Annotated in this window: 14 protein-coding genes; 3 read left to right on the top strand and 11 right to left on the bottom strand. The window is 43.3% G+C overall.

The window, feature by feature from the left end:
- Positions 1-11 precede the first annotated feature (11 nt).
- The 3 genes from B4G81_RS10385 to B4G81_RS10395 all read left to right on the top strand — a co-directional run bounded on the left by B4G81_RS10385 (position 12) and on the right by B4G81_RS10395 (position 3,022).
- Entirely contained in the window at positions 12-1,181 is a 1,170-nt protein-coding gene (locus B4G81_RS10385; protein WP_294082237.1) for a sialidase family protein, read from the top strand.
- 127 nt (positions 1,182-1,308) lie between these two features.
- Positions 1,309-1,656 carry an acetyl-coenzyme A synthetase N-terminal domain-containing protein gene (locus B4G81_RS10390; RefSeq protein WP_294082239.1) on the top strand — a complete coding sequence of 116 codons (348 nt, stop codon included), beginning with the start codon at positions 1,309-1,311 and terminating at the stop codon, positions 1,654-1,656.
- A gap of 316 nt (positions 1,657-1,972) precedes the next feature.
- Positions 1,973-3,022: a bifunctional transcriptional activator/DNA repair enzyme AdaA gene (locus B4G81_RS10395; RefSeq protein WP_294082240.1), complete on the top strand. Its 1,050-nt coding sequence runs from the start codon at positions 1,973-1,975 to the stop codon at positions 3,020-3,022.
- Positions 3,023-3,288: 266 nt separating this feature from the next.
- Here B4G81_RS10395 and B4G81_RS10400 read toward each other — a convergent pair whose 3' ends face one another.
- From B4G81_RS10400 to B4G81_RS10450, 11 genes are all read right to left on the bottom strand, one after another.
- A complete protein-coding gene (locus tag B4G81_RS10400; protein ID WP_294082242.1) occupies positions 3,289-4,692 on the bottom strand; it encodes a sugar porter family MFS transporter in 1,404 nt (467 codons plus the stop codon).
- A gap of 111 nt (positions 4,693-4,803) precedes the next feature.
- The gene (locus B4G81_RS10405; protein ID WP_294082244.1) at positions 4,804-5,916 is read right to left on the bottom strand and encodes a DUF4434 domain-containing protein; all 1,113 of its coding nucleotides are present in this window, start codon (positions 5,914-5,916) and stop codon (positions 4,804-4,806) included.
- A gap of 68 nt (positions 5,917-5,984) precedes the next feature.
- On the bottom strand, positions 5,985-6,839 hold the full coding sequence (locus B4G81_RS10410; RefSeq protein ID WP_294082246.1) for a sugar phosphate isomerase/epimerase family protein: 855 nt from the start codon (positions 6,837-6,839) through the stop codon (positions 5,985-5,987).
- Positions 6,840-6,875: 36 nt separating this feature from the next.
- Complete coding sequence (locus tag B4G81_RS10415) at positions 6,876-8,390, bottom strand: Gfo/Idh/MocA family protein (RefSeq protein ID WP_294082248.1); 1,515 nt, start codon at positions 8,388-8,390, stop codon at positions 6,876-6,878.
- Between the two features lie 54 nt (positions 8,391-8,444).
- Complete coding sequence (locus B4G81_RS10420) at positions 8,445-9,527, bottom strand: SGNH/GDSL hydrolase family protein (protein ID WP_294082250.1); 1,083 nt, start codon at positions 9,525-9,527, stop codon at positions 8,445-8,447.
- A gap of 32 nt (positions 9,528-9,559) precedes the next feature.
- Positions 9,560-10,432 carry a sugar phosphate isomerase/epimerase family protein gene (locus B4G81_RS10425; RefSeq protein WP_294082252.1) on the bottom strand — a complete coding sequence of 291 codons (873 nt, stop codon included), beginning with the start codon at positions 10,430-10,432 and terminating at the stop codon, positions 9,560-9,562.
- Positions 10,433-10,457: 25 nt separating this feature from the next.
- Positions 10,458-11,927 (bottom strand): Gfo/Idh/MocA family protein, encoded by a 1,470-nt coding sequence (locus B4G81_RS10430; protein WP_294082253.1) that lies wholly within the window; start codon positions 11,925-11,927, stop codon positions 10,458-10,460.
- A 12-nt stretch (positions 11,928-11,939) separates the two neighbouring features.
- Positions 11,940-12,989, bottom strand: a complete 1,050-nt coding sequence (locus B4G81_RS10435; RefSeq protein WP_294082254.1) for a DUF4434 domain-containing protein — start codon at positions 12,987-12,989, stop codon at positions 11,940-11,942.
- 33 nt (positions 12,990-13,022) lie between these two features.
- Positions 13,023-14,771 carry an FAD-dependent oxidoreductase gene (locus B4G81_RS10440; protein WP_294082255.1) on the bottom strand — a complete coding sequence of 583 codons (1,749 nt, stop codon included), beginning with the start codon at positions 14,769-14,771 and terminating at the stop codon, positions 13,023-13,025.
- Positions 14,772-14,846: 75 nt separating this feature from the next.
- Positions 14,847-16,235, bottom strand: a complete 1,389-nt coding sequence (locus B4G81_RS10445; protein WP_294082256.1) for a DUF5018 domain-containing protein — start codon at positions 16,233-16,235, stop codon at positions 14,847-14,849.
- Positions 16,236-16,252: 17 nt separating this feature from the next.
- Positions 16,253-17,887 (bottom strand): RagB/SusD family nutrient uptake outer membrane protein, encoded by a 1,635-nt coding sequence (locus tag B4G81_RS10450; protein WP_294082257.1) that lies wholly within the window; start codon positions 17,885-17,887, stop codon positions 16,253-16,255.
- Positions 17,888-17,897 lie beyond the last annotated feature (10 nt).

A 17,897-nucleotide genomic window follows, 5' to 3' on the forward strand; every position in this document is an offset into this window, starting at 1 on the left:
TGGATTGGACGATGAAAGCTAAAATAAATGGTTTGATTTTAGTATTGTCGGTTGCTCTCCCGGCTTTGGCACAGGAAACCGCTAAACCGCCGGGTGTTGTGGTCAATCATATTGGGAAGGAAACAGGACGTTATATTGGTTCGCCGAGCTTGTGCGTCCTCCCCAACGGCACTTATATCGCTACGCACGATGAGTTCGGTCCCCGCTCTTCGGAGTTCCGCTCTGCACAGACGCTCGTCTTTCAATCGAAAGACAAAGGAATGACATGGGAAAAGATAACTCAAATTGACGGGCAGTTCTGGTCTAATCTCTTCTTTCATCGCGGTAGTTTATATTTGATGGGGACAAACAAACATCATGGGAACCTGATCATCCGCAAATCGGATGATGATGGATATACATGGACAATACCCTACCTGAAATCCAATGGCTTGATTCTGGAAGGTGAATACCATACCGCCCCAATGCCTATGGTTTACCAGAATGGCCGTATCTGGAGAGCGGTTGAATATGCCACGGCACCCACATCCGAATGGGGAAAGCGATATAGTGCCATGGTCGTCTCGGCACCGGTCGACGCCGATCTTTTGGATGCTGAAAGTTGGCAGAAAACCAATTATCTTTCTTTTAACTCTGACTATTTGAACGGAAATTTCAGGGCCTGGCTGGAAGGAAATGCAGTGGTAGATCCTGATGGCAATGTAGTGGATATATTGCGTGTGGATATTCCCGCGGGAATTGAGGAGCAGGCAGCCGTAGTAAGGATCTCTCAGGATGGCAAGACCGCTTCCTTTGACCCGGACAGGGATTTTATTCAGCTTCCGGGTGGGAGTAAAAAATTCACCATCCGTTATGACGAAAGATCGAAAAGATATTGGATGTTGACTAACTATATTTCTCCTGAATATAAAGAGAGGCATCCGGCCGGAGTAAGGAATAAACAAGCGTTGTGCAGTTCTTCTGATTTGAGGGAATGGATGGTTCATCAGGTAGTTCTTGATCATCCCGATGTGGAGAAACATGGATTTCAATACGTCGATTGGTTGTTCGAGGGGGATGATATCATCTTTCTTTCCCGAACGGCATACGATGATGACTCCGAAGGGGCAAATAATAATCACGATGCTAATTTTCTGACTTTTCATCGTATAGTTAATTTTAGGAATCTGCTAAAAAAGTGACCTTTTTAGACCTATATTCTCATCCATAAAAGTAGATATACTCTTAAATAATATAAATTATAGCTAAAATGGATAAAATATAATAGAATGAAAGTGTAAATGGATTTTTTTTAGTTATTTGCAGCTGTTGAAAATCCAGCTTACGATAAGTAGTTATTCAATCAAATCCTTAGAGCAATATTTTAAGGTTTACCGCAAATCAATCCGTAAGCCCAAAAAATTCTGGGCGAAAATAGCCGAGAATAATTTCACCTGGTACCGTAAATGGGATAAGGTGGTGGAATTTGATATGGAGAAGGCAGAATTCACCTGGTTCAGGAATGCCAAACTCAATATCACCCCAAATTATATCGACCGCCATCTGGCGAATAGGGGTGATGAGAATGGCATTATCGTGATATCAGCCATCCCTTTTGTCACGCCGACCAAGCCCACTTACGCCTCATTGCCCCTTCCCGGGATCAAACGGGTATAGATGGATGAGCTACGGAATGAAATTGAAGGTAATCAACAGGTCGGAAACCTTTGTATCGAATATCCCTGGCCGAGCATAGCAAGGACGATCTGGGGAGATCCATCAACGCTTTATAGATACTTGCTTTAAAACATTTTCCGGTAAGTACTTCTCCGGAGCATACGATGTGCTGTTGAAGAAAGTTCAGGAAGAATAACCGAACTGAACAAAACCAAAAAAGAGACTGTCAATTTTTCGGTTGCATTTGGGCGTATATAGTATTACTTTTGCTGTGAAATCAATACGAAAATTTGTTTTTAATAAAACAGCGCTATATATGTCTAAAATGGAGGAAGAGATATTTTATAAGGCATTTATGGAACGGGATCCTTCTTTCGAGGGGGTGTTCGTGGTTGCGGTAAAGACAACAGGTATATTTTGTCGTCCGACCTGTCCTACAGAACCTAAAAAGGAAAATGTGGAGTTTTACCTCTCTCCCGGCGAAGCAATGGCAAATGGTTACAGGCCGTGCAAGATCTGCAAGCCATTAGAAAAAATAGGCGATCCGCCGCAGGAGATCAAACAGTTGTTAAAGTACATGGAAGATAATTCAACGATCAAATTGAAAGATACCGACTTGGAAAAGATGGGCTTGGAACCCAATCAGGTTCGCCGGTGGTTTCTGAAAAACTACAAACAGACATTTCATGCCTATCAACGAATGTACCGGGCGAACAATGCTTTTCAACGTTTTCAGTCGAACCAAAGTGTGACGGATGTCGCGTTTGATTCAGGCTACGATTCGCTGAGCGGTTTCAACAGCATGTTCAAAAATATTATCGGTTCGTCTCCACAGAATAGCAAGGACAAGCGTATTGTTAATATTACCCATATCGAAACAGATTTGGGATTGATGGTGGCAGGTGCAACCGATAAAGGTATCTGTATGCTCGAATTTTCTGATTATAAATTGATTGACTTGGAGTATAAACAGTTAATTGGTCTGTTTAAAGCTCCGCTCGTACAGGGATATAATCCCCATTTCGACACGCTTAGAAGTCAATTGGATGAATATTTCAAGGGAACACGACGGGAATTTGACATTCCACTGGATTTGGCGGGTACGGAATTTCAAAAACAAGTATGGCTAAGTTTGTTAAAAATACCGTATGGATGTACTACAAACTATGCAAGGCAAGCCGAACTGTTGGGCAAGCCCTCTGCGGTGAGAGCCGTTGCCAACGCTAACGGGAAAAATAAAATCTCCATCATTCTGCCTTGCCACCGGGTTATCGGCGCAGACGGCACGCTGACAGGCTATGGCGGCGGTATCTGGCGGAAGAAAAAATTACTGGAGTTTGAACAGGAAAATTTAGCGAAAAAGTGATAAATGCAAAAAATTCTTTTTTAGTAAACCATTACAGTTGCAGCAGTACGAAGCCCGGTTGAAGCAATCTGTATTTTCCGATACAATACAATTAAGGCAAAGTGGATTCAATCTTTCTATTCCATTGGAGTGGAAGGGATTCCAACCCATAGAGAGATAAAATAAAATGGAGCCGCTTACCTGTCTCAATTCAATTTATTTCGTACCAGAATTTGGTCTAATGAAAAAACTTTTTTAGGTAAGAAATATGCAGTGTAAGTAGCAACTTATTTCTTCTTCAACCAGAACCGTTCGATCTCTTCCAGCGATTTACCGGCGGTCTCCGGCATCAGTTTCCATACGATCAGCATATAAGGGATGCACATGAAGGCAAACAGGAAGAAGGTGCCGGCCGGGGTGGCGTTCTCGAGCATCCAGGGCGTAAGCTGCCCGATAAGATAGGTACCCACCCATAGAGAGAATCCGGCGATGGACATGGCCAACCCCCTTATCTTGGTGGGATACATCTCGGATAGGAACACGAAGATCACCGCACTGATGGAGCCTGCGGCGAAGAAAATATAAGCTAAGAAGCATCCCAATAAGAATATGCTCGACATGCCCAATGATTCACCTGTCAGGAAGTAGATGCCAATAAGGACCAGGGTGACGATCATCCCGGAAACACCGATATAAACCAGTTTTTTTCGTCCAATCTTGTCGATGATCAAAAGTGCAAGTACCGTAGTTCCCATATTGACCAATCCAATTAGGGACTGATAAAACAATGAGTCGCCGCTTGATAATCCGCTTGTCTCGAAAATAGAGGGACCATAGTACAACACGGCATTCACACCCATGAATTGCCCCAGTATGGCGATGGCGGAGCCGATCAGTACCGCCCGGAAGATACCCGGTGTAAATAGGAGTTTCCAATCTGATTTTGCTTCCGACTGCAACATTTGTTTGGTTTCATTGACTTGGTAAGAAACTTCCGATGCAGTGACATAAATTTTAGAGAATATCCCAGTAGCCATGTCATCCTTGCCTTTCACGATCAACCAACGGGGACTTTCCGGGATAAAGAAGATGATAATGAAGAACAACAGGGCAGGTAATATTTCGGCTCCCAGCATCCCGCGCCAGTTTTCAGTACCGAATATTTTAAGTAGCAAGGAGTTCTCAGAAGAAAAATCACCGGATAAATTTGACAGGTGCCAATTCATCAGGTAGGCGCCTAAAAAACCTACGGTGACAGCGAGTTGGTAGAGTGATACCATTCTGCCCCGGTGGGAAGCAGGTGAGATTTCTGAAATATAGAGTGGGCAAACAATCGATACGATACCGATGCCGATACCTCCTACAATACGCCAAATAACCAATTGATTAAAGTCCGGGGTAATGGCGCATCCCAACGCGGAAGAGGTAAACAGTACCGCTGACAGCAACATCGTTTTTTTACGTCCAATATAATCGCTCAAAGCTCCTGCAAAAATCACACCGCTGATTGAACCTACAAGTGCGCAGCCCACATACCATCCACTTTGAAGTGTGGTAAGCCCAAATTGTCCTGTCACCTGGGATACTGTTCCTGAAATCACCGCAGTATCATATCCGAAAAGGAAACCGCCTAATGCTGCTACTACCGAAAGAAAAATCACATAGCTGCTAATACCCTCTGCTTTCTGCATTGTCAGTTAAAAATTGAATGCTCAACTTCCGCAAGTCACATGATAACTGATAAGAGGTTGTATTCTAATTGAATATCTATATCAGTTTATCTGCGGAATTTGAATTAAATATTAGAGATTAAAATATTCCTTATACCGGTTATATAAATTCCCGGCCTGAATGTAGGCTGATTGCGGACTCATGAAATGGGAGAACTCGAACGTGATTGCCTTGTCGTAGCCACATCGTTTGGCTGCATCCAGTTTCATCCGCAGTTTATCGAATTTGATCGGCAAGAACTTGATCGGCATATCACGGTCGAACGTCTCTGCATTTGTCCAGCATTGCATCCCGTATTTGTCGGCCAGTTTTTTGTTTACCGTAAAGAAAGCGTCCAACTCGTCATAATCGATATGCCCATCCTGAAAAGCTACAGCATCCACCACTTCATGGATTCCCGAGAATATTTCATCCCATTCTTTCTCATGCTGTTGGACCGAGACCGCCTCCTCTTTGCTAAGAGCTGTTCCGCTTGCAGCCACCGCCTTTTTACCGTCGATCCATGGAGAGATAAACGTTGGCAATCCTCCGGAAACATCTTTGCACTGCTTGCCCATCGCGTAAAAAGCATTGATCGCCCCTTTGGTGGCACGGCTTATTTCACCGCTTACATACCATCCCCCGAAACTCTTGTATTTTTCACCGTAGTTCTTCCATATTTCGTCGATCACATACTTGTTATCTTCAATTTCATGGGACATATCACCGGTTGCCCAATAGTGACCGGAGTCGTACAGGCCGAAATAGAACTTCATACCATATTTTTCCGCAAGTCGCAGGTACATGTCCACCAGATCGACCGACGGCATAAAACATCCTTTAGACAATAGATATTCCGACGGGTAGGTAATAAACTTTTTATATCCGGAGCGGATCATGATCACCGTATCGATGCCAATGGCTTTCATATACTGGAAATCCAGATCCCATTCCGCTTCTCCCCAATTCTGATGGGGGATATCATGGGAGATCTCATCCAGGAACGTGCCGCTAATTTGTATCCCGTTATTTTCCGGTACAATCAATTTACTTTTCAGTTCATTGTTTTTGTATATGCTGGGATAATTACTATCTGTTGAGGATTGTTGCCCGGCACCGTTGCATGCTGATAAGGCGGGAATCGCCGCTACTGAAGCACCGGCAAGTGCCGCTTTCCTTATAAAATCCCTTCTGTTTTTTTGCATTGTTTTAGTTTGAAAAATTAACCATTTAATAAAGGTAATGAAGTTTTTTAGAACTCATGTCGACCGTTTTACAATATTTCTTCCGCCACCTGGTTGAAATAGTCGATGGATTGTTTTATTTGTGGCAGATTGTTTTCCCAGTCAGCTTCATATTCAATCGTGAAATATCCCTTGAAGTTCTGTCTTTTCAGTTCCTCCATCATGGCTTTCACATTGAGGATGCCTTTCCCCCAGATCACATCTTCGAGGTTTTGTTCTTCGCCTTGAGGTGCAATATCTTTGAAATGTAATGCTATGATCCTGCCGTCGAGTTGCTGCATGGAGGAAATAGGATCCAATCCCATCCTTTTATAATGTCCCACGTCAACACATGCTCCCAATAAGGCCTCTCGTTCCCCGATACTACCTAACAACACCTCTGGATTCCAGTAGGAATTTTCACTTGGATGATTATGGACAGCCACTTTGATATGATATTTTTTTGACAGTTTTTCCACTATATCCCAATCTTCACGTGCCGGTTCGGCACTGATAAATTCCATTTCCATATTGTTTGCAAACGGAAAGATTTGTTCCCATTCCTCTCTTTGGGCAGTCCATACGCCTGAAGAGACGATTTTTATGTTTCTGGCGGCTGCTTCTTCTTTCAGTTTTTTCTGTTGGTCACTATCCATCTGATAACCGAATGTGGCATCACCAAACCCTTCTCCTAATCGTTGTCCGGGATAGATTTCGATAAAACGGAGCCCCAGTTCTTTTGACTTATCCAACGACTCCATCACTGTAAAAAGATGGAACGTGTAAGATTGCATGGATAAATGCCATCCTTGCTTTTCCGCTTTTGTTTCCACATTGCCTTGCGTGCAGCCGATATTGAATAAGAAGCAGCATACTGCGATGAGTCCTGTTTTTATTGTTTTCATTTTATTTAATAATTAGTATAATGTGCATTTGACTATTTACTTCGGCATGTCCGGTAAAGTAAAACCATTTTCATAGGTATGTCTAATCCATTCATTGGCCATTTCGAACGCATTGAATTCAGCAAACCGCCTGTCGAATTTCGGATCACCGTCAATCACCGCATATTCATCGTGCGTGACAATACTGATCTTGTCACTGGGGGAAATGTTGGTGAATTGCATCTTTTCGCCGTCCCATTGTAGTTCGCGGTGCAGTCCCTGTAAGCCGGAAAGGCGTACAGCCAATACTCCCATCACCACCATCTCATTGAAAGGCCCTGAAAAGCGGAAATTCGACGATGCTTCGGTCCTGTTTTCGGGAGATTCTTTGCATGCCCTGATCCAGTCCTGTTCATGGGCGTTGGTATCCCAGATATTACCATTTCCCCCTTTGATACGGGGTATTGTAGGCTCAGGTTGATTGAAATCAGCCATCTTGGCTGTGGGGATTAATGTGGGATTCATTCCATAGCAGCCGGTCATGATCTTTCCTTTGGTTCCCACCAGTATGATCCCTCCATTGGAATCACCCATCATTTCTCCGTCTTCGAGTTCTTCCGGCCTGTCGGGAAGCAGTCCCCCGTCGTACCAATGTACGGTGAGTTCGGGCATGTTGACGTTCCCCTTTGCCGGACGCACGGGAAATTTATAAGTCACTATTTGTGCCTGTGGTGGAGAATATAAGTTTGACAATGTAGAACTTGCAGAAACGCTCACGGGGTATTTTAAATCCAGTGCCCAATAGAGTGGATCCATGATATGGCAAGCCATATCTCCTAATGCACCGGTTCCGAAATCCCAGAATCCACGCCAGTTCCAGGGCGTATATGCCGGATCGTAAGGACGCTTCTTTGCCGGACCTATGAATAAATCCCAATCCAATGCCGAAGGTACAGGCACACCTCCTTTGGGTTCACCCAATCCCTGTGGCCAGATAGGACGGTCTGTCCAGCAATGTGCTTCATATACATCGCCGATTACGCCTGATTGTATCCATTCGGCCACCTGTCGGCACCAGTCGAATGAATTTCCCTGGTTCCCCATCTGGGTTGCTACTTTATATTTCTCAGTGAGCTTGGTGAGTAATCTCGATTCATAGACTGAATGAGTCAATGGTTTCTGGACATAAGCATGCTTACCCAATGTGATGGCATGCGCTGCTACTCCGGCGTGGGTATGGTCAGGGGTTGCCACCATAATGGCATCGATGGATTTTTCCATCTGGTCGAACATTTTCCGCCAATCCTTAAACTGTTTGGCCTTAGGATAATCGTTAAGCGTTTTGGAGGCATATTTCCAGTCGACGTCACATAACGCAACGATATTCTCTGTCTTCATGTTCGCCAGATTACGCCGTCCCATTCCTCCTACACCGATGCCGGCAATGTTCAGTTTGTCACTCGGGGATGTATAACCCCCTGCTTTTCCCAGTACGGTAGTGGGTACAATCGTAAGACCCGCAGCCCCTATGGCAGCGGTTTTTAAAAAATTCCTGCGTGAATAAGTTGTCATAGATTTTTATATAAAGCCTCTTTTGTTATTTTATATCGTTTTCTGTTTTATGGATTATTGAATATTAATGTGTTGGATAGTGTCATGCAGCTTGTCGGAGAAACGAAGAAAACCCAAGTCGGTAAAATGAATACCATCCACTGTCGCTTCCCCGTCATTGCCGATCAGCTCATCATTTGCCAGATAATATATATTTTTATCTCCTTCACGTTTTATCTTTTCATATTCTTCCCGCAGGAGTCGGTTCTTTTCTGTTATTACCCCATAGATGTTTTTATCATAATACGAATGGGGAAAAATAACTGTCTCCACAAAAAGGATTGGAGTCTCGGGGTTTGCTTTGCGCAAGATATCGAAAAAAGGCTTTGTTTTTTCGGTCAATTGCTTGGCATTGACATTGGGAATAAAATCAAGGATGAACAGCGACGCATCCCGGCGGGTTGCCATCAGTTCAGCAATCTCATAATCGAGTTGTCCGTTACCACTGAATCCCAGATTGATTACCTCCCTGTTTAGCCGGCGGGCGAGGATATTGGTATATGACATTCCGGGTCTTGTGGCACACCCTCCCTGGGTGATGCTGGTTCCGTAAACAAGAATTGGATGAGTCGTGTCAGGGTAGGGAAGTGCCGGCTTTTTAATGTAAGCCGAGGAATCTACTCCTACCGAAAGTGAAACCACTCCGTCGTAAAGCGGAAGAAATAGCATATATTCCCGTTCCTGGGACGTCATATTGGAGATAATGGTTTGTTCGTTCACTTTCCCTGAGGGGAGCCCGGCTTTTACGGGTTGCCAATGATATCCTTCCCATGTATATAGATCGACACCTTTGATCCCCGTTTCGGTCATATGATTCATTCGGTTGTCACCTGCCACTTCCCATTTGGCAGAAATAGCTGTGCTGTTTGTCCTGAAGCGGATCGCCAGCCCTGATGTGTTTTTCCCTAAGTCCCATACCGGTGGTCGGCATGCATCTTTCAGATATGCCGGAAGGCGCTCATACCGGGTTTCGGTCTCGTCTGATGCTTTTCCTATCAACGGAAATTGATCCGCATCATAATATGCCGTTTGTGCCCGAATTTGGGATGTGTCTAAATATAAGATAATTGCAAGTAGAGTGAAAATTATCCTGTTCATCTTTGAAATGTTTGTGAGAAATTTATAAATATCTACTTAAGGAGATACTTGTTCAATAATTCTATGCTCTTGTGAATATTTTCTCTTCCATTGGATTCAACTCCATACCATCCTCTGAAGCCCGTTTTGTATGTCATTTTAATCATCTGTTCATTTAACTTGTCCGTCGGTTGATTCCTGAATGACATTCCCCCTGCATAAGGAAGGGTTTTGCGTAGATATTCCATATTGTCTATCTCTCCTCCCGGTTGCCTCCAATCGGGGAGAATGCCGAGATATTTGTTATTCACCTCTTTCATCAGGGAGACTAACCAATCGGCATCGTCGGAAACGCCCCCATGGTTTTCAATCAATATGCTGATATTGGCAGGGATGGCATAGTCCAGCATCATATTATAAGTCTCCGCGGACCATTTCAATGCTTCTGTTTTTGAGATACCGTCAGCTCCTCGGCAGTTGGTGCGGATCGCATGGCATCCCAAGTAATTCGCTATATCGATCCATTTACGATGGTTTATCACTGTCTGTTTTCTTTCTTCCTTTGACGGGGTACAGGTTTCACCTTCCAGATCGATCATGATTAATACCATCTCTACCCCATTATCTTCCGCATTTTTTTTCAGCTGATTTAAATAAGTAAACGTGGGTACTTCAAAAAGGGTATTGACAAATTCTATCCCATTCAATCCAAAGTCCTGACGTGCTATCTTGGGAAAGTCCAGGGTTTTCCATTTACCGGCATTTATCTCATCAACCAACGACCATTGGGCAAGCGAGATGTCGTTCTTCCCGATCCAACGGGGGCCTTGAGCAGCCTCAACTGTTTGAAGCTGCAGAAGCGAGGGTGCAATGAAGCTTCCGGCTCCAATCATCAATGATTTTTCGAAAAAATTTCTCCGTGTCATTTTTTTCATAATTACTTCCATTTTTTTAAGGCATTGGTGGTAATTTCCAACCATTATGATAGGTATGGTTGATCAACTCCCGCGCAAATTCCCGTGCATTCTGAGGCTCTGTCCAGGTCTTATCGAATGCGGGATGCCCGTCTTTGATTTTGAATCCGTCTTCGACCACGGCACTGATGGTTGCATCTGCCGGAATGTTAGTGAATTCCATTTTTTCCCCATCCCATGCCAATTCCTGATTTAATCCTTGAAGCCGCACTGCAAGAACCCCCATGACAATCATCTCGTTGAATGGTCCTGCAATTTCAAAATCGGAAGCAGGTTCAATCCTGTTTTCATAGCTTTCCTTGCATGCACGTACCCAGTCCATTTGATGGGAAAGGGCTACCTCTCGCTGCGTTTCCGGTGAATGGGGATTTCTTCCGGATAGTAAATAGGGTTCAGCTCCCGAACTTCCACAAATCAAAGTGTCTTTCGAACCATAGAAAATAACCCCTCCACCTTGTATATTCAATTCATTACCGGCCGGTATCCCGTCTGGGCGAGGCGGCTGTAAGCCACCGTCATACCATGTGATCTCCACTTCGGGCATACCTGCTTTAGGCATATTGTCACGGGCCGGAAAAACATACTTGAACATCTGTGCCGTAGGGCAACTCTCCGACATCAACATGGAGGAAGATCCCTGTACTTTTGCAGGATATCGCAGATTGAGGGCCTTGAATACAGGAAACAGGATATGGCAGGCCATATCTCCTAAAGCTCCGGTACCGAAATCCCACCAACCCCGCCAATTCCAAGGTGTATAGATGCTTTGATAAGGTCTCATGGAAGTCGGTCCAATAAATAGGTTCCAGTCCAATGTGTTCGGCTTTCTCTCTGTCCCAGATGGACGGGATAATCCTTGCGGCCAGATCGGACGGTCGGTAAATGCTTCTACTTTACCCACTTCCCCAATTTGTCCATCCCATATCCAATCAATGATTTGACGGATTCCCGGGGATGAAGCGCCCCCGTTGCCCATTTGAGTGGCTACTTTATGCTTTTTTGCTAATTTATTCAGCAGACGGGACTCATAAACACTGTGGGTCAGTGGCTTTTCTACATACACATGTTTGCCTATGGTGATCGCATCTGCAGCAATGATTGCATGAGTATGGTCGGAAGTGGCAACCATAACAGCATCAATGCTTTTACCTACCTCATCATACATTTTACGATAATCGTAATATCTTTTTGCTTTTGGAAAGTAATCAAAAGCAGGTTTGCTATATTTCCAATCGACATCGGCGAGCGCTACAATATTTTGACTTTGCATCTCTTTGAGTACGGCGAAGCCTCTTCCTCCTATGCCCACACCCGCAATGTTTAATCGATCGGTAGGGGCTATATGTCCCGTGCGTTTCCCGAGCACCGGGGAAGGCACGACCGTCAGCCCCGCAACGGCAGTTACGGCAGCTCCGATAAATTTTCTTCTTGATATTTTTGATGACATACTCTCTATATTCTATTTGTTATCCAGTACTTTATGTTTATCCAGTTCTTTATAGAGTATCTCAGAGTCGGGGTGGCCGGCAAAAGCTTGACTGCCCGGCTTATTCAGTAGACCGGTGTACTGGTAAATCAATATTTTTTCCACAAACGGTGATACAGCCTCCAATTGGCGGATAACGCGTTCGGCCGGCGCAGGTAAGAGAGCGCTTCGATATACCTCTCCTTCGAACCGGAATATTTCCACATCCGCCCACAAATGTGCATGTGAAGCTTTCTTATGAACACGGTATAACTGTTCAAAATATTTGGCACTTTCTTCCACTTGTGTTTTTTCCACTCCTATTTCATCTTGATAGGCTATAAAATCAACATCCAACTTCTCCAGTTGACGTGTAAACTGGTCATCGGCTTTCACATTCTTTGTACCGTAAGGAGCGATTAATGTTTTTGCTTTAGGGGTTAATTTCGCGGCCTCGGCGGAAGATGCGTTCACATAATCGATAAAGAAATCATCATAATAACCTGTGATGCCGGTTTCATTGGGATAATACCAACCGTAAAAGCTTTTATGGTGCGCATACTTTTCCGCAATTTCATCCATCCCCTTTAACCGCAATTTGTTGATTTCCGGATCCGTCATCAGGAAATAAGGATTCTTATAGTCCCCGAAGTAGTCGTTGCTGATAAAAAAGTTCACGTCATATTTATCTGCCGCGCTTAAAATCGTTTCCAACGAGTCGTCGCAATTCATTTCGTGTTGAGGCTGCAATGAGGAAGGATAAAAGGTCTTGCCGTTGATGGCCACATCAAGTAAAACCATGTAACGGATACCGCAATCGGCAATTTCTTTCACCTTCATGTCCCATTGTTTTGCCGTGAATGACTTCAAAGTCGCATCCCAATATTTTCCTTCAGCCATGTTATGGTGTTGGAATTCGAACCATGATCCCTCTATCGGTTTTATTTTACCCGGATTGTGTCGGATTACAGCCTGTATTTCAGGGGAGAGACTCCCTGCCAGGAGTGCTGCCCCGCATGATTGTAAAAAAAATCGTCGTTTCATTTAGGTCTGTTTTTGAACGGTTTCATCTGGAAATTACATTTTTTCCAGCTCTTCATCCGAAGGCCATTCAGTTTCAATTCCACGGGATCGGATCCTCAATTGAAAATCATTCAGCACATTTTTCTCTTTCCGGATCTGATGCGGCGAGTAGTTATTGTCCAGTGAAAATGACAGCAATTCTCCTACTGCTTCCCCGATATTCCATTCTACAGGATGCAAGCGGTAACAGCCGTTTGTAATATGGGTAGTGCCTATGTTCTTATTTGCCGGAATAAGATTCTTCATTCTCACCGGAAGCAACGCTCCCAACGGAATTTGAAATCTCAAAGCATCCATATCGATATAATTATCCATTGCTGTTGTTGGATGCAAGTCGATAGGGTAATATCCGATGCCGATGCTGTCATGGAAAAAGGCCGCTTTATCTTTGTTCTCTGTAGCTACCAAAGCCCTATTGTCACATCCTACATGCTCTTCTGTTACAGTAAAAAGAGATTTAATGCGCCTTGCTTCCCTCACGTAAGGGTATTTTGCCAACCCGTCATCCGTTCCCAGGATATCTTTCCGCAATCGCAACCCTGGCCATCCTTTTCCTCCGTCGGGATGAGGGGCTTCTGTCTGTAACCAATACAATAATGATAAACTTAATTGTTTTCCTTCCTCGACAAACTTGTTAAAATCCCTGTCGGACGCTCCGATGAGGTTCCCCAGGAAATAATCATTCTGTGGCCAGTTTATCAATGAAATATCGCCGGAATAGAACCCATCTTCAAAATTATTCTTGTCCACGATCCGCCTGTAACTCCAAAGATTGAAGATATCTCCGCATCCTTTATTCGTAGGATCCACACAAAGTGCTTTTTTCTCCAGCGTCCGGGGATTGGAATAATGCATTGCCAGGAGTTTGCCAGGCCATGGCTGTTTTAACTGAGGCGTGAAATCCCTCCAGAATGTGTAATCCGAAGGCTTCTCAATAACATGATTTTCTTCAGGTAGATAATCAATTGCAAAACATATAGTGAAAGCCTGTATATTGTTGGGGTTGGCTTCCTCCGGAGCATGCAGCTCTCCGGTATCTTTACGTGATTCCGAACCGGTAATAAATTCCGTCCCCGTTAGTGGTAACAAATCTCCTAATTCCGTGGCATCCACAAAATAGGGAGCTTTCAATATTTTGATGTCTGCTGTTACACTGCTTTTTACGGTTATGTCCTCAACGGTATCCTTGTTTACGGAACTTTTTATGGCTTTGTATTGATATAGTACCGTCAGTTTTCCGGAACTTATATAAGGAGCCAATATTTCAAGAATAATTGTCAAAGCGACTTTCGGCTCATGGCATAACCGGGATACGGATGCGTTACCGGGATTCAGATAAGGGTTGTTCCTTGCACTCTCTTTTAAAGGATAATTACTCCGGTAATATTCCCTGATATGGTTCCTCAGTTCCCGGTATGTCTTCGTCGATCCCGTATGTTCTATCCAGCGGTGTTCATCCGGAGGAACTCCCTGTTGTGTGAGTTGCCCTCCCAACCAATCCGTTTCCTCGGTAAGGATCACTCTTTTCCCGTTTCTGAGCGATGAAAGTGCCGCTGCCACGCCTCCCAATCCTCCTCCGATAATGACGATGTCTGCCGTTAGTGTCTCTTCTCTTTGGGTAATGGATACCCGTTGCAGTGCATTATCTTTCGACATGCTTTGTAATCCGGAGGGTGTGACTAGCAGTACTCCACCCGCCGATACCGTTTTTAAAAAATTCCTGCGTGAATAAGTTGTTGTCATTAGGTTTGATTTTTCTCATTGATCATACCTTAAAGAGGAAAACTGGTTTCCCTCTTTAAGGTATGAAAAAGTCATTTATTCTAATTCAACATTCCATACTATAACGCCGCTATTGGTGCATAAGAAAGCTACGGTACAAGAGTTTCCATCGGGTGCTACAAGAATTTTTACTTCTCCCGTAGAATTGCCGTTTGAACCAAGTGACGGATCAAGTGGAAATTTTTCCCAATCATTCCATACACGTGTATGTATCAGGCTTGTAATGTTGTTTATACTTGAGGGGTCTTTCATCATAGCTCTTACGGTGAAGATTTCTCTCATCCAACTGCTGGCATTCTGTTCAATTAGAAAAATATATCTTGCCCCGTTCATGTCAGCATAATCAAAAGCGTGTCCCCCGCCTAACCATTGATGGAATACATCCTGGATATGATGCTCCGATTCATATATAGGTGTATTTGTTACCCCATCCATATAGGTTATTGCCACTTGAGCTACCCCATTCACAAAACGATTGATAAAATAATTGGTATTTTCTCCGAGCTCTATGGGAACAACTTTTGCTTGCACTCCCATGGTATAATCGATATCAAAATCGATTTTTTTAGGTGTTTCAGAAACCGTTCTCCCATCTCTTACTTCCCATCGCAATATCGTGTTATTATTAGATACTGCAAGATATACGAAAGCATGTTGTGTCAGGTCTCCTTTGACATATATTTTTCTGCCGATTTGGGCGCCTGGCATGTTTTCAAGTACATATTTAAAGAGAAGTTCAGGTTTGGCGGTAACTCCTTTCCACCAAAACATGTGAATTTCCTGTCCCACTGCAGTGGCTGCATTGCAAGATGCAATGTTGCCGGCATCATCAGTCGTCATATGAAGTGGCATTTTGAATCCCAAGTCTTGCCAGTCGATTCCTTCCCAAGACATATTACCAGCTTTAGCTCCATCTGTTAAGTTGAAATAGGAGAACCCGGATCTGTCATGAACAACAATGTAATTTCCGCTGATGCCGATAGCACCGTTATTATGGGCTGAAAATCCCAATTCTGAACCTGTTTTTTTCCATAACTCTGATACTTTGATGGCTGTCGGGATGATTTTTAATTTGATCGTATATGTTCTTTTTTCACCATCAGCTCCAATAATTCCGATGGTCACCGGTTGAGAAAAATCCATGTATTCTCCCAGTGGCACCTCTGATTCAACAGTTGCATTATTCGGAATACTAACCGACATACGTATTTTAGTAAGATCTGTATTCCGAGCCCCATCCACTTCCAGATAAATTTCATTATTTTCGTTGGGTGTTACGGCAAAATCGGTATTGCTATCATTTGGTAGCATAATACGGATTCCGGTTATTTCATTTCCTAAAGTAGGTATTAGTTCCTCTGCTTTTTCACACGAAAATGCCAAGGCCAACACCAGGATTCCAATGACCTTAAATATATTTTTCATTTTATCTTTTGTTTTTGTTACCACTTGTCTATTTGTTTACATTCCGGATTATTTTGGAGTTCGGATAATGGTATAGGAAATTGGTAGTAGCGTTCTTCGAAAAAACGATTTTTCCCGTCGCAATCCACAACTTCGTAGGTGAAGGTGTTGTCTGTATTTTTTGTGATTTTCATCCCATGCATGCGTTTTCCTCCTAATACATCCAGTGCGATCCTCCATCTCCTTAGATCCCAGTAGCGTTGTCCTTCAAAAGCCAACTCAATTTTACGTTCTTCCCTGATAATTTGCCTCAAATTTGGTTGGCTTGTTTCGGTTATATTGGGCAGCTTGGCTCTTTTCCGTACTTTATTCAAGGGAGCCAAAGCTTCGCTTGATTTTCCCAATTCGTTTAATGCTTCTGATTGATTTAGAAGTACTTCCGCATAACGCACTTCAGACCATGCCGTTGTTCCTTTTTTTGTCATATCTGTAACCTGTTCATCCAGCAGTTTACGGATATAATATCCTGTGGTAGTTGAGTTAGGATGATTTTCCGTCCCAAATTCTTTAAATCCATCTTTACCTCCAACAAATGTTTCTATTGTGCGACCTTTCCATGGCGCTCCATTATATAGTATGGAAGCATAAAAACGGGGTTCTCTGTTTTGATAGGGATTTGCTGCATGTTCAGGAATGTCCCAGTCAAACTTACTGCCATCAGCCATGTAATATGAATCTATCATCTCTTGTGTGGGCACAGCTATACTTTTTATTTCTTTGTTCTCTGGATCAAAATCACCACTGGGACTATATAACTTGTCAAATTGAATTGAGTGATTGAGTTGACCATGAAATCTGTATCCCAACACGGTTTCTTTGCACAAATCGGATTGCTTGAATACTTCTGCGTATTCGGGCAATAGATCATATAGCGATTCTTCTTTGTCAATGACCATTTGGGCGGCATCTGCGGCTTTTTCCCAACGTCGTGCATAAAGCATTACTCTGGATTTAAATCCATATACCGCACCCTTGGTTATGCGTCCATAATTGTCTTTATCCCATTCGTCCGGTAGATTTTCAGCGGCAAAATCTAAGTCACTCTCAATAAAATCCCAACAATCACTCTCTGAACTTCGAGCTTTAAATGCTTCATTCGGACCATCAATATAATCACGAATGACAATACTTCCGTGATTTCTTACCAACATAAAGTGTAGGTAAGCCCTGAAAAACCGAGCTTGAGCCTCCATTAACGCTACTATTTTTTCATCATATTTTGTGTATGTTTTCAGACCATACAAAAATTCATTGATACGCCGTATTCGGTTATATTCGTAGGAGTAGTCACTTAGAATATTGCTTGAAGGACTGATGCCGCCGGTGTAAACAACCTTATTCACATCTCCCCCGGCTCCTCCCATTACGTTAGTGTTATAACGGAGAATATCGGAGAATCCATCATGCATACTCACTTCTGCATATTTGAGTCCATAAGGGCCATATTCATAAATGGGTTTATAAAATCCATTTATGTACAAATAGGTGTTTTCCACCGATTTCCATGCGTCCATTTCTGTATATTTTTCACGCGGATCAGGGTCTAAGAAGTCAGCACAACGTGTAAATATCAAAACAATTGCAATGAGTGTTGTTATTTTCAAGATTTTCATTGTTTTACCT

This window comes from Proteiniphilum sp. UBA5384 (genome assembly GCF_002410825.1).
GTDB lineage: Bacteria > Bacteroidota > Bacteroidia > Bacteroidales > Dysgonomonadaceae > Proteiniphilum.